Raw genomic sequence first — 17,154 nt, forward strand, 5'->3', positions numbered from 1 at the left:
ATGTAACTTTGCAGGGGTATCTAAAAACCTTCTCACTCACACTATCGTAGGGTTACTCGCGCTTACCACGTGATAACATCAGCCTGACTTCACAACCTAAATGGCAACGCAAGTGAATTTGTATTTGTAATGTATGTAAATACCCAACGTGTTTGCCCTTATGGGCATTAACCCTGAGTCAAATACAGGCATTAATTATCGTGTCAGTAATGTTTCAGGCTGATAGGCTATGGCGATAATACCCATAAGGTATCCATCGGTGAATATTATTACTTTTCCCTGTTTCTGTACTGTAAGTACGCAATACTGATTGATAAATCACGGAAATGTTAATTAACATATAAAAATATGTCAATGTAAAATGCATAAACTGATGCTGTTCTGGTCATACTCAGCCATTAAGAAAAAGCGCTATCTGCATGTAAATTAACATAAAATCGAGTATACATAGCTGGTTTGGCTGTTTTTTGCGACCAAGCAAGCTTCTTTTTTACGTCCAAGATGGAATTGATATTGCTGCCAGTCTTTTTTGGGAAAGTACGCGATACCAACCTGAGCTGCCCAACATATATCATAACCAATTGTCAGCCAACTTCATCACTGTTTTTTGCTAACAGCTCCCCTACCTGAAACAGCAACTCATGTTGTTCTACTGGTTTTGCTACATAACCGTCAAAGCCCACCTGCTCATATAGACGTTTATCTTCTTCATACGCATTGGCGGTAAGCGCAACAATAGGTAATGTGGGCGCGAATTGCTTTATTTTCTTACAAGCTTCAACACCATCCATCTTCGGCATTTGAATATCCATAAGCACCAAGCTTGGCCTATTTGCTTTTACCGCCTCTATGGCCTCAAGACCATTTTGGACTAAAGTGATGCGCGCTTTGGTCGGCGCTAACATTGCCTTTACAACAACCTGATTAATGTCGTTGTCTTCCGCCACCAAAATATCAACTCCGGTTAAATCTAAGTCTGGAATTTCTTGTGGTGTCGCGACTGGTTTTTGATGCGACTTTAGCAATGGCAACGTAACATTAAATACACTGCCTTTGTTCAGCTCACTCTGTACATCAATACTGCCGTGCATCATAGTGACCAATGAGTGAGTGATCGCCAACCCAAGACCCGTACCGCCATATTTACGGGTGGTTGATTTATCCGCCTGCTCAAAGCGTTGAAACAATCGGCTTATCTGTGCTTCGTTCATACCGATGCCCGAGTCTATGACATGAAACACCAAATGCTCGCTTTGCGGCAATTCACGGATCAGCACTTCGACTTGCCCTTCGGAGGTAAACTTAATGGCATTAGACACAAGATTCAGTAGGATCTGACGCACACGCACTTCATCACCAAGCCAATAATCGCTAAGTACATCAATATCAAACCTTAATGCTATGCCCTTTGAAAATGCGACCACGGACAACTCAGATTTGAGGTTTTCAACAAGCCGCATAAGGCTAAATGGCTGCTCATCAAGCGTCAACTTGCCTGCCTCTATCTTGGAAAAATCTAAAATGTCATTAATGATGGTCCGCAGCGCTTTAACTGAATAAATTCCTTTTTCTAACAACTCCCGCCCCTGATCTCGCAAAGGCTCCGCTTTCAGTAATTGTAATGTACCGTATAACCCATTCATGGGCGTTCTGATCTCATGACTCATATTCGCCAAAAACTCCGACTTTGCATGCGTTGCCAGCTCTGCCTGCTCTTTGGCCTCAGACAACGCACGCTCGCGGTTAAGTTGCTCAGTCAAGTCATATGCTATCCCCAAGAATCCAAACACCCGCTGCTGCTCATCCGTTAGTGCGGTAATGCTCAAACGCACTGGTATATGCTTGCCGTTTTTGTTGACATAGGTCCAACGGTTGGTATCAATCACCCCAGTTTTTGCTTTGGCAACAAAACATTCAAAGCCGGGCGCTATATCCATACCCAACTCTTTGCTCATCGCTTTACTATGCTCAATCACTTCTTTTTCTAGATGAAACATCGCGGGGCTGGCTTTGCCAACGAGTTCACTCGCCTGATACCCTAACAGCCGCTCGGCCGCGGGGTTAAACAAGGTGATCACGCCTTGCTCGTCCGTGGCAATAATGGCGTAGCTTGCAGAGGTTAAAATACTCTGCTGTAACATATTGATTTCAGTCGCCTGCTTAGTGCGCAGCGCAACCTCTTGCTCTAGGTGAAGATTGGCCTGCTCCAACGCCAACCCTTTTACTTTTTCTGCCTCAAAATGCTGTTGTTTAAGTTGTTGTTTTTTGAGTAATACCAACTGTATGCTAAACACTAAAATGGCCAGCAATAATGACAATCCAACCGCCCATATAGCTGATTGTATGGGCCGTTTTAACTCAAGCTCGTAAATAAACGCCGAGGTAGCACTTAAAGATATGTGCCACTGACGGCCAAAGAGCGTGATTCTTTGGTACTGGCTATATTCGTTTAACTGATGACTTTTATCTCCATGAGTAAAAAAGACGATACCATCATCGGGCGTTACATCTGAAATGGACATAACAATATCGTCACTTAGCGAGCGCATTGATGAGAGGATTTCATCAATCAAGATTGGTGCATAACTCCAGCCAACCACATTATCCAATCGTTCACTTGGTTTAAATGGCGCATCTGAGCGGTATATTGCCATTAAAATCAAAAAGCCCTGCTGTGCTTTATTATTTGCCTGAACCAAAGTAATCGGGGCAGTCAACCTAGGTTCATCACTCATTGCCGCCTCTAGCGCCGCCCGCCTGCGCATCGATTCCGAGCCAATATCCAATCCCACCGCACTGGCATTACGCCTTTCAGGTTCTATAAACTGAATGATAAAGCGGCTTTTATCATGGGGTGTAAGCTGTTTAATTTGGAAAGATTTATCAGGACGTTGTTGTTTTGCTTGCTCCACAAACTGAGCCTGTTCATGTGGCTTAACTAAACGAATGACACCAATCCCTCTAGCCCCTGGAAACTCTCTGATGAAATCTCTTGCATTCATGTAGCGCTGCATGGCTGAGTAATCAAAATTGTTTTCTCCAGATGCCGAAACCGCGCCTCGCAGGCCTATGATACCGTATTGATATAACGCTACACGCTGCTGCACTCCCTCAGTAATACGCTCTAAACGACTCCGTAAGGCCTGATGTATTTGTTGCTGACGTAATTGCTGTTGTTCCTCATATTGAACTTTGCCGTAAAACAACCCCGCCACAATGATCAAGATAGGTAAAAACATTATCTTAAATAGTGATATTGGCTCACCAGCTGAGTGATTAACGGCGTTTTCCATGTTTACGATTTCTCTGTGAGCCACTATGTGACAATCCTGTAACGTAAGGGCTGGTGGAAGTTAATTTGAGTATAGGTTCAACATATCACAATGCCAAACCAAATCACTGCTTTACAAGCCGCTGTTCCACACTTAAGTATCAATAGAGATGAATATATCTATCAGTGATTTGTGGTACAGGTTGTCGCGTTGCCTTTATTACAATAGTGATAATCTAAAAAATACTGAGATTGAGTCGGCAATGTTGCTTTAGTTATCACATCAAATAGTAAACTTGCTCCGAGCTTGCCCATTGCAAATGGGTTTTGACCAATATTTTCTGTAGATAACCCTTGTGCCAAAGCCTGTAATTGCACATTTTCTGTATCAGCAGACACTATGCTCAATGTACCATTCGCTATCTGCTCTTTGAATGGTGTCAGCGCCTCAATATAGTCGCCGTTAAACTGTGCAAAGCCCGCCACGGCCAAAAATATAGGGGGCTTTGGCTGTTTAATGATATTGAGTAACTGGTTCAGCGCATCTTCGCGACGCCCCATAGTATAAAGCGGGCAGCGCTCATACTCATACCAGCCATGGCTGGCTGAGAACCTCACCTGATCACTGCCAAATAGCGCGTACCTGACACCACGAATGCGTTCATTAAGGTTAGGTGTGGTTTGGTGACCCGACTGAATACACACCGCTTGTGATGGTTCTGTTTTGTATTTTTTGGCAACCTCACCCAGTGCTTTGCCAAAATCAAAGTTATTGGTGCCAACGTATGCCAGCCGATATTGGTGATGCTGAGTCAATAAGTCAGAGTCAAAAGTGATCACCGGAATGCCTTTTTCCTTGGCTTCTTTGAGCGCGCCTTCAACCAGATAGCGTGAGTCGGTTGTAGAGATCAATAACCCATCAATGTCTTGCTGCACCAACTCCCTTACTATTAAAACCTGAGTGCGCACATCTTGGTAATCATCAGCACCTTCATAAATGCATGTTAGGTCTTTATGTTGCTTGGCAAATGCTTGGCAACCGTGAAAAGACTGCTCGTAAAATGTATCGTTTTTAGTTTTACCCACTACTGCAATTTTTATTTGTGCCGTAGCGTTAAACGCCAGACCCAGCATAGCAACGACAGTCAGTTTGAGTTGTTTTTGTATTTTCATGGATTTTTAATACTTGCCACACAGCCAATTAAGCAACTGCAACATTCTGGTTAACAAAGCATTACTATAACTCAAACACCTAGTTAACAAAGTGATTGTTGCAACCAAGCGGATGTATTTTTTGTAAAAACCCGCAATTTTACTGCCATGTAGAGCAAAAAAATCAGCAGCTAATAAATTTTATGCTTAACTTATTGTTAACTATGACTTTATGAACCATATAAAACTACAATCAAAGGACTGCATATTATGCGCTGTTATTTTCTATACCCGCTGTTTTGCTTGCTACTATTGTGTAACGTGTCTAACGCCGCTCCCCAGCTGTCAGGTAGCCTTCCTGAAAAACAACAAGAAAAAAGGTCTGAAAAAGGCACTCAATCTCCTGCACAGGAGTCATTTTTCAAAAATATTCAACCTTATGAAGGCACAGAAATATACGTAGACTACTTTCGGGGCAATGACTTAGATGGCGCATTGGATGTGCAATACAGTTTTAAATATGTGTTTGGCAGAGACATGAACTTCAAAAAAGAAGGTGATTTTGATTGGAATGCCGCTTTCTCTTTTTCAGGGGAATTTGACTTTTACCTAGGCACACGAAATTCAGGCCCTGTTGTGGGCCGACGCTATAACCCCGGCTTCCAATTAGCCTGGGGCACGGCTAAACGCGATAACTTTATTGAGTGGCGTTTTTCATTGGAGCATGAGTCAAATGGGCAAACCTCTGACTCTTTACCAACATTATTGAGCCTAGCCAGAGATAACAAAGCCCAATATGCGCAGAAATATCCTGATATAGATAACAATTATTACCTACACATGGCGACCGAAACCGTCAGTCGCAGCAGTGACTTTGTTGCGGTGGGCGGTGTGTACCGCGTCAACCCATACGATGTCGACTACAACGACTGCCACTCAATATTCAGCTGCTTCGACATTCACCTAAAATTTAGAAAAATATGGGGAGATGCTGAAGATATGGTGTTTTGGGACGCCTCTAAGCGGCATGACAGGCTCGAAGATTACCAAGGCACCGATATTACTTTTGTTAGCCAATTTTTGCTTGAAGACAGGATCTTAACGCTGCTGGGCGGGCAAAGTACGCTATCGCTCAGATACCGTTCTGGTGAAATCTGGGGGGGCGACGTGGGCACTAACAATACGTTTGACGTGAGCTTTACCTCACACCTGCATATAACCCATGAAATTCAGTTACCTATTATCTTCTCATACCATGCAGGATACCTCGAAGAGCTCTACAAGTACTCCGAGAAGGCTCATTACTTGCGAGTAGGGTTTGCATTGAACTTTTAGATTAGCAACTTGCTGATGGCTCAGCTCCCCCTCCCACTGTAACCAGCTGGGTGGGGGTCTCTGTAAAGCTATCAAAAACCAGCCCATTGTCTTTGAGCACTTACTGGGTTCAAAAAAGAAACTTAACTTTTAACTTCAAAAAGTTAAATTAAAATCACTATAAGATTTAGGCCGTAGTCAAGCCCACAACGTTCGTTACACTTAGCACGTTACTTCTTATCATAAATCTCCGACCAACCTTCTAGAGCGCAAACCCAAGGCTAATTCGCGAACGCTATAATCGGGGTCATATGCTCGACCAAGCAGTAGTGGTGCGGTAAATTCTTCCTCACGACCTAAATAAGCCACGAAATACATAGTCGACCGCCTGACACTGGGAACCGGATGATGCTCTGTCGCCCAAGCAAATAGCTCTAGTGTTTCACGCCCTTGCTCTGGCAACCAGGCCAATGTATATGGAATACGGGTTCGCACGCCAGCTTCTGCGGTTGCAATAAGGGCCTCAGATAGTGCATTTCTAACATTGGGTAGCTGTTCTCCTAAATCTTTCCAAAACTGGTTTCGTTTTGGTGGAAAACCACTTTCGTCGTGATGGCTAAATGTAATATTCACCGCGGCAAAGGCTGACGCGATTTTAATGCGCTCGGCTTTATCAGGATGGGCAAACAACGCCCAAAGCTCATCCAATGACTCTCCCGCCATAATAGCCCTAAACACCAAAGCCTCTTCATTGGAAAACCCGACCATAAACCGTTCGTATTCAGCTTTACTTGTGCTTTGCTGGTGCGTGTTATTCACCTTGGCCAAAGGCGATGGGGTTGAATGCTGCATATTAGCGGCATATTGCGCAACAAACGCTGGCGGCTCAGAAAAAGCCACGGGATGGGTATTCACTCCTGCTAAAGCATGAACAACAAACGCAACGACCAGCAATACTAAGGTCGCTGCAGCTATAAGCACTTTTTTTAATGTAACACTGACTCTCATTATTCTCTCCACTATCAATAAAACACATCTGTGTAGGTAATGAGAACTTAAGTGAAATGCAGTAAAAACAAATGACTTGCGGCTGATTTCTGGCTGACTTTTATGTGATTGTTGGCCGGTTTTATTGTAAACACAATAGTGGTAATGATTCTTGTCCCCCCTATTTTTAACGCCTTCCAAACTCAAAACACAGGTAAAATAGAGGATGCCTTATCGCTGTTTTATCTTAAAGCGTACATTGGCAACCTCTTCGCTAAGTGAGCGGTTCATCCACAACCAAAAGCCGGCTAGCAAAAACATAATATCCGCCTATTCTTAACACCAGTCTGAGTAGCCTTCATCGACCGCACTTTTAGTTTCTTATAACAATACAAGGTCACGGGTATCGCCCATGAAAGCAAGGGTGAGCCTACATTGAGTTGCAAAGAAATCGAAATGACCGACGGTGTAACACACTGCCCAGAGGAATGATGCCAAGTTTTCAAAAAACTTTTGATTAAAAGGATATATCTATGAAAATAAAAAATTTATTGTCACGGATAAGTATAGTGACGCTCGCCGTTGCGCTATCTAGCAGTTGTTCTAATTCTGATAAAGCAGCCGAAACACCACCCGAACCCGCACCTAAAGAACAAACGACATTTTCACACTTTGGGCCCTATCAGCCTTTACCAACTTGGTCAGACTGGTGCCCAATAAATAGCGATAAAGCCAAGTGTACCTCTACGCTGCGTAATGCTGTACAAGACCAAAGTGCCAAGAGCCGAAAAACCGTACGCGCGCACGGATGGCAACTATGGGCGGGAATTACAGCGCCATTGGATAACTCGGGTTACGATAAAAAGACAAATACATCAACCATGTTTGGCACTCAAGGTTGTTGGGCTAAAAATACCAGTAAACAGAGTGCATGCAGTGGGGTATTTCCATTATGGCTTAGCTGGCCCAACACAGGCTTGCCCTACTCACCAAAAACCAATACCACTTTAGAAGCAACCAATGTGGATAACGTCGGCCCAGCCGTTGCTGGCCTTATTCAAATCAATCGCAACTTTTCTGAGTCAGGCACGCCGCAAAGTGCATCTAACACAATACTGACAACCACTGCCACCACACAAGACCCCGACCCAACCAAAGTGCAGACAGTAAATACCCTTGGTCCTATTCCAACATACAAAGTGCCCGCCCTTGCCATTGCCAAGCAATGTAAGCTGCCAAAAAGCGACGTTCAGCCACAACTGGCTGTCGCCTATGACCCTAAAACATCGGATAAAGATCAGTTAAAAGCATGGACCAAACTGGATACGCTATGTACTCAAAACGGCTACCCAAATATCGTTTGTCCAAGTGCCAGTGGTATTTGTGATGGTACTGCCTTTGTTAATCAGGGGGATGTAATGATTGCCACGGAGTCATTAACCACGCAAGCGTGGGACGCTGTTCAAAATAACGCGCTGTATGCAGGCACATCAACACTCGCTGATCTTTATGCTAAAGGTGATGAACAGGTGGCCGCCAATAAGGTCGCTAGCTGGTTTAATAACGAGTTTATTTCGACTAAACATATGTTCTGGCCGGTCAAAGGCTGTAATCCGAACGCGAAACAAAACGAGCTTGGCTGTCGGGTACGCTATGGCGCATTGCCACCTTGGGTGCCTAAAAATTTCAAAGATAAAAACTATGCAACCAATGCCGACTATCTTGGCTACGAAAAATGGGGTGAAGTGGTCGCCATTGATACCTGTGGAAAAGACTGTAAAAAGGCCTCTAGCGCGACGTTAGAGCTTGCGCATGTTGAAGGTGCATCAGCCATCACGACGCAATCTCCGAGCGTATATAAAGTGAAAGACTTTATGCACTTACAAGTATCAGAAGAGACACTAAACAACGCCTTTACTGCCACCGACAGAGCACTGTTAGATCAGGCTACCATTTGGGCCTATGGTGACGATTCAAATGGTTTTGAAGCGGGTGACTTTTTAGTGGTTGTTGCCATGCATGTGAATACCAAAGAGATAGATTCATGGGCATTTCAAAGTGTTTGGTGGAGCCCAATGAACGACAGCTCAAACGACTGCCCAGTGAAAAAGTACAACCACTGTTTTGGCCAAGCGGATATCTACAAAGCCACAGAGTTCAAATACTCCGGCCTCCATCGCAAATTAGTCAGGAAACTGGACAAAAAAGTGGGTGCTACATGGCGTAACAACTATCTGCTCACTGACAGCTACGGCATCAACTATGAAATTGATGGTGCCCCTGTCATTGCCAGTAATTATTTTACGGGTACGCCACCTAAATGGGCAACACAAAGGCCTGACGGTGACACAATAACGATGCTGCCTGTTTCAATGAACCCATACATAGAACCGGTGATCCATCCACTTGGTACAAACTGTCAGAATTGCCACCGCAGAGCAGGTGCAGTGAACGCCGCACCTAATCAAGGTGAATATGCAGCAGGTGTCGGTAGAGCAAACTATCAAAATGCCCAATGCCCCAGTTTATTAGCAGACTACGGTCTGCCTGATAGCGATCCATGCATGTTAAAGCCTTGGGCGTGGAATCAAAATACCAAGTGGGATGAAAAGGCAAACAACAATTGCCAAGAAAAAGACGGTACTTTATGCAGTGGAAAACAGGCTTTCCCTATCGTTAATACCGACCAAGCTTGGTTTGTTGCAGACGAGCATGTGCAAAAAGCCAAGTAGTGGTTTAGCGAGTTAAACCGCTGTACCATCCATAAACACCATATTGATATTTGGTGTTTATGGATGCCAAGACAGTGTATTTGGATAACTAATAACTCTCACCGCGCTTAAAGTTCATATTAAAACTTCAAGGTTGGGAGCTTCATAAATCCATTCAACATTCGCTTTAACGACTTTTGGGATCTCTAGCTCAGTGACTATTTGCCAAGGGATCTGCTTTTCGTGCCAAAAGCGTTTCTCAAGTTCAAGTATTTCTATTGTTCGCTGCTGTTCAACAGCGCTGACATACTTGGCTAAGGGAAAATATGAATACTACTGCGTTACGGTTAGCAAAACTTGCTGAAACTCGCAACATTGATGGTGTGACTACGTCAAAATCGCTTGGTACTTATACCGTCAGTATCCCTTGGTAATCACACTAAATTATTTTCCGCTAATTCAAATTGTACAATGTCTGCACTTTGCAAGACTTGACCCTAAAAACTCTTCCTTGCAGCGCATAACTGAACATCAATTTCGCATGTGCGCACTTTCCTATCACGCTTATTCGTTAAAAGAATAAGCGTTTAATGAGAAGATTAAAGCAACACTCGCTGTACCTATCAAAAAACAATCATTAACTTAAAAAACTGCGATGAAAGGGAAATGAAAACTTTTAAATTTTTTAAACTTTTTTGCTTATTTTAATTTTAACAACATTAATTTTATCTACAGCCCATTAAATATGGCCAAAATAACGTCAAAATTAGAAGTGTCATTATTCAAAAATACAAAGTGATGAATTTAAAAATAGACCAAAAAACCAGTTATTTTTCGAATTATTCAACAATTGTGCCCAATACAAAAACACCCTTAATTTACAGTGGGTTGTGCTAAAAACAAGATAATGATTATATGGAATTGATTACATAATAAGGAAAATGACGTATGAAAAAAACAATGGCTTTACTATCCACTGCTGCGTTAACTTCGGCGCTTTGTGCACACGCTCAAGTCAGTTCTGAAGATCTTAATTTAAAACCAGCGGGGGAAGTAAAACTCTCCAAAAAATCTCCCACCTTTAACACCAGTAAAAAGTTAAATAAAAAAGCGGTATACAGTACGGCAAATACCGAGGTGTCTACAGCCAGTATTACGCCACAATGCCCAACACTTGCAACGGGCAATTTGTATACTTTATCTGGTTTAAATGCGGGTGATACAGCATGTTATCATTTTGAAATAACAGCTCGAAGTAAGACAACGGCATTGTTGCTCAATCAAGAAACCGGAAACAACATTGATCTTAGCATCATACGACACAACGCAGATAATACCTACACGGCACTAGGCACCTCAAATAATACTGGGAATGCCGATGAAACAGTCGTTGTTTTGACCGAGCCGGGCCACTACTACTGGTTTATGGAAGCACAAGAATCCACCGGTGCCGCCTTTAACTTTGGCGCTGCAGTTGCAACCTCACTCGATGACTATGAATTTAATGATACTGCCGCAACGGCAACAGTATTAGCCGATAAGCAACATAAGATCAGTGCAAATATGGACTCTGCGACTGATATAGATATCTATAAATTCACATCGGTACGAGGCCAAGATGTGTTGCTTAACTTCTCGGATAACAATTCAGATGAGTGGATTGCTGAATACTACAGCGCAGGGTGGCAACCTTTTATCAAAAACGCCGATAATACACTGGGCAACTTACAACCCAACCAAGAAATTTATGTCAGAGTGCGTCCCAACTTGGCGTTGCCTGTTAACCCAAATAATCAATACACCCTGACACTCGGCAGTAAAGTGGTGTCGGCATCAAATCACTATGTTTCCGGTGAAAGTAATGTAAACCGCGTACCTTACTCATCATTCATCTCAGGGTTACCTTATGCTACGACCCAAGCCTATCGCAAGCTTACTTGGGGGATCACACTTAAAGACTCAACAGGCCAACCGGTAGAGGGTGCAACTGCGGTGCTGAAGTTTGACCAAGATATCAGAGAGCCAGAGAATCTCATTGTGTATACAGACTATGAGGCGGTTTCTAACAGCGCAGGTGTGGTGTCAGGCACAGTGAACTTAGGCTCTTGCTATAGCGACCTCACGCTAAGACATACAGAATACAGCTTTGGCTATAAAAATATATGGGATACTGACTTAGTTTATGGTGTTTGGCGAATGGAAGTGCCCCATTCTGTTGGGCTGGGTGTTGGCGGCGACAACGTCGAATACGTTTGGTTTGGTCACTTATGCGATCAAGATTTAGTAAGTAGCACACCATCGTAACTTATTGAATTATATGAGCAGTGTTTAAACACTGCTCAGCTTTATTTACAGGTATTTGGAGTAAATGAAAAAATAGTGTTAAATTTTACTAAAGTAATTTAAAGAACCTACCGATAAATAAGGCCTCTTCACGTATAAGGAATATGTTATGAAGATAGGTAACCCAGCCATTAGTCAGGCCCAGCTTAATACAACAAAGCAAGTAACTGACAGCAAAAAAACCATTAGCGATGAGATTAACACTGCTGCCCAACAGCAACATGCCCAAAGCAATATAAATGATGAGCCTGCTCTGGCAAACAACGCTAATCTACACAACATTGAAGTAACGTCTGTGAGTGTTTATGAGCCTGATCGGTTTGCGAAAGTATCTCAAACGCTTTATTTTGGTGAATTACCCAGTTTATTTAGAGATATGCAATCTCATTACCAAGACTTTATGAGTGAACTGGAAAAATCAGATCCACAGTTGGCACAACAAGAATGGGGCTTTTCTATTGATGAAAGTGGCCAACTAGTTGTAACTGGCTCTATCAGTGATGAAGACAAAGCCTATTTGGAAGAAAAGCTTAATGAAAACACAGAGCTTGTGCAATTAGCCAAACAAGTTCCCGATGTTTTGATGAAAGGCATGGCTTACGACAGAGGTGCCGACGGTAAGGCCAATGCATGGGGCAAGTATGATGTAAACACTGAAAATCTCAAAGATGTTCTGAATTTTAGAGAAGTGTTAGAGAGCACTTACACCGAACGAGATGATATTTCCTACTTCAAAGGCAACTTTAACACCTTTGAATTTGCCGAAAACGTGGCAAGTCAATTAAAAAGAAACGCCGAGGTCAAGTTTAGTTATTAAATTGATACTCACCAACTGTGCAATGCTAAATATTAGCGTGAGTGTGTATCTTGGTTTGTAGGTATCGGTCGACACCTCAAGCATTTGGGTGCTTGATACCTGCAGTCCTAAGGTTATCTCTCGCTCTAGCGGAAACTGCTCTTTGACTTGCAGCACATCCTGCCGCCACTCAAGCAAGTAGAACATGGATAGTTCAAGATCGGATAATAAATGATGGGTTCGTTTGGACTTATAGCCAAAAACTCGATGTACACGGCCATCGGATGGCGCATCATAAACCGTTAACCACGGCTTGTAATCCTGATACTCGCCTGTACCACGCCCTTCTTTAATCCACTTAAGATATTGCGCCTCAGTATGGCCAATCTTCCTAGACGTAATATACCGCTATAACTGATTGAAATTTCAGCATAGCTAGAAGTTCTCTCTTAAACAATAAGTTTGGATATATAGAAAAGTAAAAAGGTGCCTTTGGCACCTTTTATAAGGGGGAGGTCTCGAGACTTCTCGGGATAGATACCGCAGTCAGAAGCGGAGACCGTTTTTTTCTGAACGTAAGTGGCTTATATGGCCCCTTACTTAAAATTTGCTATGATACGATATTATAAGGGATCTTAAAAATTAAGGCAAGCAGTGAGGATTTTTGACAGTATCAACCGAGATGTAGAAAAGCATCAACTATTCTTTATCGAGTGCTGGGCTAGCCTAAGCAACTTGAATACCCTAGACAGTGACCGAGTCTCTTACAATAACGTATTGAACTCTATAGAGGAAATGCTGGACCTATATGCTCTAGGTGATAAATATAAAGCGCCAGACAAGAGGAAGCATGTAGCTAGAGAGCTAGAGGGCTTTCTACAAAATGATCCAATCATAAAGAAATCAGTTTTCAATAATATCCCCCAGCAGTTAGCTGAAACATTAACATCTCATGATAATCCTCTGGAGAATAAAAGGTCTCTTATCGTAAGCTTTTTGCAAGAGCTTAGAAATCTCATAAATACTCATTACAGAAATGAATCAACAAGTGAACTTAGTGCCCTTTTATCTGATGAGTCTGAATTCAATGACAGCTTGCTTAGAGACATATATATTTCAGCAAACTCGTTAATGAGTGTTTTAATAACCCAGGGAATGCCAATATCTGAGTGTTATTTATTATGCCGTAACTATCTAATGAAGAGAAAAGATACGGTCACATTTGGTGATGCAATTGAAGGCTTTTTTTCTAAGCTAAAGCTACCCTATGGCCAGTATGAAGTTACATTAAAGCTTGATGATAAAAAACTTTACGAGTTAATTGGCAGGACGTCTGTCAAATCTCTGGGGGACTGTCACTTTTCTACAGTTCCACGCACCGAAGAAGAACGGAGATATTATGTAAGTGCTAAGATAAAGGTCCATGCTATTTCATTTAGCTCCGCTATTGCAGCATCTGAAAAAATCCTCTTTCAAGCAATTGATCTATTTTCATACTTTTTAGGTAAGCGTGAAATAAAGATACTTAGCAAAGCTGAAGTAGTATCAAGTTCAAATGGAGACAGCAAACAATTACCACGCTTCGAAAAAGAGTTGGCCAACATACTAGAACGCTGGTCTGATGATGAACTTTCAGACTACATGGAAGTCATAGGCCACTTTCGTCAAATGGGCTCTGAAAAGACTGCAAACAAAGTTCACTCCACATTTAAATTTTTTCAAAACGGCGTGACCGAAAAAAGTCTAGAAAGTAGATTCACCGCGTTTTGGTCAGCACTGGAATCACTCACATTAATCAATGAAAATAGTAAGCAAACCCATGATGAGCATGTTATAGCTGCAGTCATTCCGTGTATAGCTCTAGATTATCCTGTAAAACAGCTATCAGCACTGAAAGGTTGTGCTAAGACCTTAAATTGGGATAACTTTAATTTCGATGGAGCCCCATTTAAGATACAAGATGCAGATCTTAGCTCTATATATAAAGCACTAAAAACTGAAGATTTTGCAGAGCAAATTAAAAGCTCTTTGTCAGATCACCCTTATGCTCAATATAGATTCATGCAATTTATAAACTTATGTTCAAACCCGTATGAATTATCCAACAAGGTTGATGCTCATAGAGACAAAGTTGAACTTCATATACACCGAATTTACAGAATCAGAAACGCTATAGTGCACAATGCGTCTTCTCATGAAAGATTACAACTTTTGGTAGTGAATCTGGAGCATTACCTTAGAAGCACGTTAAATGCTTTGGTTTATACCGTAATCCGCTCAAAAGCGATTCTTTCTCCCGAAGAGGCTTTTGTAAGATACCAACACTCAGCTAATCGAGTTTTCATAGAAATGGATCCATCAAAACTGTACTCCGGCAAGAAAAAAGAAGGAAAAATTAAAGAAATTATTAATGGGAATGTAACAGTTTCGGACAATCAACTTATTGCATGGTTAAGCCTTTATAGAAGATAAAAAGTCATCATCCCAATAACTTTCAGTATGAAACTTTATTGTTTGGGATGATACTTTATTGTTCACCCACAAAAAATGTAGCTCTGCAATATAGTTTCATACTGAGCGGAGCTGTAGGGTCTGTGTTTTGGCTTGGAAGTTTGAGGTTGGGAAATAAAGTTTCATACTGTATTCCGATTACAGCTTACATTCGTGCTAGTACCAAATAATAAAGTTTCATCCTACGGAAACTTAAATATTACCCTTCTAATGCAAACCCAAGTTGTATTTCATTTATGGTGAGCTCGATTGCGAGGTTCATGTAAATTACGATCAATTTAATTTCAAGCTCTAAATGAGTACTAGAAATAGTTTATGACTAGCATTGAGAAAAACGTAAACTATCTCAATATTTTGTTGACATTTTACAGCCTCCGTGGGGGCAAAGATGGGTTAATAAATTGATAGATTATCCCTACTTTTACATCCTCCCCCTCTCTCAACCTCGCAAACATAAGATCTCGCTCTAGGTCTTCTATATCAGTGCTAATCTGGTTCAGGTTATTACCCCGAATATAATCCAAAACCACCTTAAGGTTTGGGTTAGGCTGCATAGATTCAACTACAGCCTGTGGAGTTTCTGCTATGTTACTGAGAACTGATTTCCCCAAATCTCCAGAGCTACGTATTGTTGCAATAGCGTACTCACATCGTTTTCGCAAATAATGGGAATAAAGCTCAGGTACTCTGGCAAAATCGGCAGATCCTATCATAAAAATTTCTTCAACGGTTTCAGGATTCTGTTCCGCAAGTTTCTTGACTGCAGCAGGGATAGAAGTGTCGCGTTTCCCATTTTTGGTGCCATCGCTCTCTATCTTGAGTTGATTTAGGGCATCGGCTGAGAAGGCATTAGTTACAGCATCAATACAAAGCTTCATGTCTTCATGTGAAATAGGGGGAGCCCCTTCAGACACCCACCACCCATTTTCCTCTCGGAGTGGGTTCTGCAACAGTACCCTCATACATAAAGCGGCCACCAGTTCATATTGTTGTGCTGAAGCAATTAGCACAACAGACTGATCATTTTCATTTGCTTTCAACTTATCAAATGAGGTGAGGTCAAATGGGCCACTAATCTTATCTTGTAGATAGCTATTCAACGCTGTATGGTGCGTGCTCAATGCAATTTGGTTGAACTTAAGAATTTTGAGACTTGGGGCATCGGAGTCTATCGTTCGATGTTTCAGAAACGGAGCAATCCAGTCAGAATCAGCGTGATTAGTCAGTTTTTCAATACATACATCCAGACACTTGACCAATCTTCGAATTTTAGGTGGTTGGTCGAAAAGTATGTTTGCGTAAAGCTCTGAAAGGTAACCTGAGTACTCTTCACTAAATTCAAAGTCTTTTCGCGGATAATACACTCTAAGATCGGTTGACCAAACATCACTTTCTCTCGCTAACTGACGAATGTAGCTAGAGCTCGCTTTGTGCAGATGGGCAAGCAAATAAACACATTTCAACATATCGTTGTGATGTGGCTTGTCTATATCTGTTTCTCTATTAATTTTCAGATACGCCTTTTTCCAGCTGTCGCACCCTATGATAGGATTTAGGTGCTTATTCAGTGCAGACTCATTGAAGTTTTTCCAAAAGCCTCTCCCTGACTCAAGATCATCTAGGCATTTTAGCTCATCCAGTAAACCAGATAAGGTCAGCTTTATACCTGACGTTGCAGATTTCAGGAAATCGTACTCAGAAAGTTGCTTAAAAAACTCAGGTGGCTGATTCCGTAGCTGAACCTCATATGGAAGAAGATAGCGCTCTCCATTATTAATTGATTCGTAGTTCCCTGCATGTCTTCTACGGAGTTCATCTTTATTCGTAATCCTGAGCTTTTCTTCATTCTGCGACATTATTGATACCCTCTTATTAATTTTTTCGGCTTTTTTTCAAATCGTCTAGTAATAAGATTGATCGTAACGGGCAATCTAGCTTCTATATATTTAAAGCGATTGCCATAATCTAATCAGCCACTAGGGGGTTCCATTGAAAATTTGTATTTCTATAGAAGTATCAGATAATACTTGCAAAAGATTATGTCAGTTTGCGATTGTCTTTCTATCCGT

General features: G+C 41.9%; 9 protein-coding genes. 5 read left to right on the forward strand and 4 right to left on the reverse strand.

Annotated features, from left to right (window positions below; genetic code table 11):
* Window positions 1–584: 584 nt before the first annotated feature.
* Together BET10_RS00540 and BET10_RS00545 are read right to left on the reverse strand one after the other, a co-directional pair.
* Complete coding sequence (locus BET10_RS00540) at window positions 585–3,293, reverse strand: CHASE domain-containing protein (protein ID WP_070982869.1); 2,709 nt, start codon at window positions 3,291–3,293, stop codon at window positions 585–587.
* A 161-nt stretch (window positions 3,294–3,454) separates the two neighbouring features.
* Window positions 3,455–4,444 carry a substrate-binding domain-containing protein gene (locus BET10_RS00545; protein WP_070982870.1) on the reverse strand — a complete coding sequence of 330 codons (990 nt, stop codon included), beginning with the start codon at window positions 4,442–4,444 and terminating at the stop codon, window positions 3,455–3,457.
* A 249-nt stretch (window positions 4,445–4,693) separates the two neighbouring features.
* Here BET10_RS00545 and BET10_RS00550 point away from each other — a divergent pair, with 249 nt between their 5' ends.
* Window positions 4,694–5,758, forward strand: a complete 1,065-nt coding sequence (locus BET10_RS00550) for a hypothetical protein (protein WP_070982871.1) — start codon at window positions 4,694–4,696, stop codon at window positions 5,756–5,758.
* A gap of 219 nt (window positions 5,759–5,977) precedes the next feature.
* On the opposite strand, the gene BET10_RS00555 is transcribed toward BET10_RS00550, so the two are convergent.
* A complete protein-coding gene (locus tag BET10_RS00555; protein ID WP_070982872.1) occupies window positions 5,978–6,745 on the reverse strand; it encodes a hypothetical protein in 768 nt (255 codons plus the stop codon).
* Window positions 6,746–7,257: 512 nt separating this feature from the next.
* Between BET10_RS00555 and BET10_RS00560 the strand changes: the two genes are divergently transcribed.
* The 4 genes from BET10_RS00560 (at window position 7,258) to BET10_RS00575 (ending at window position 15,046) form a co-directional block, all read left to right on the forward strand.
* Window positions 7,258–9,456: a hypothetical protein gene (locus BET10_RS00560; RefSeq protein WP_070982873.1), complete on the forward strand. Its 2,199-nt coding sequence runs from the start codon at window positions 7,258–7,260 to the stop codon at window positions 9,454–9,456.
* A 927-nt stretch (window positions 9,457–10,383) separates the two neighbouring features.
* Window positions 10,384–11,739, forward strand: coding sequence for a hypothetical protein (locus BET10_RS00565; RefSeq protein WP_070982874.1), 1,356 nt, complete (start codon window positions 10,384–10,386; stop codon window positions 11,737–11,739).
* A 148-nt stretch (window positions 11,740–11,887) separates the two neighbouring features.
* Window positions 11,888–12,595 carry a hypothetical protein gene (locus tag BET10_RS00570; protein ID WP_070982875.1) on the forward strand — a complete coding sequence of 236 codons (708 nt, stop codon included), beginning with the start codon at window positions 11,888–11,890 and terminating at the stop codon, window positions 12,593–12,595.
* Between the two features lie 633 nt (window positions 12,596–13,228).
* Entirely contained in the window at window positions 13,229–15,046 is a 1,818-nt protein-coding gene (locus BET10_RS00575) for a hypothetical protein (protein ID WP_070982876.1), read from the forward strand.
* Between the two features lie 404 nt (window positions 15,047–15,450).
* On the opposite strand, the gene BET10_RS00580 is transcribed toward BET10_RS00575, so the two are convergent.
* The gene (locus BET10_RS00580; RefSeq protein ID WP_070982877.1) at window positions 15,451–16,941 is read right to left on the reverse strand and encodes a hypothetical protein; all 1,491 of its coding nucleotides are present in this window, start codon (window positions 16,939–16,941) and stop codon (window positions 15,451–15,453) included.
* Between the last annotated feature and the right edge of the window lie 213 nt (window positions 16,942–17,154).

Origin of the sequence: Pseudoalteromonas amylolytica, from assembly GCF_001854605.1 — a bacterium.
GTDB lineage: Bacteria > Pseudomonadota > Gammaproteobacteria > Enterobacterales > Alteromonadaceae > Pseudoalteromonas > Pseudoalteromonas amylolytica.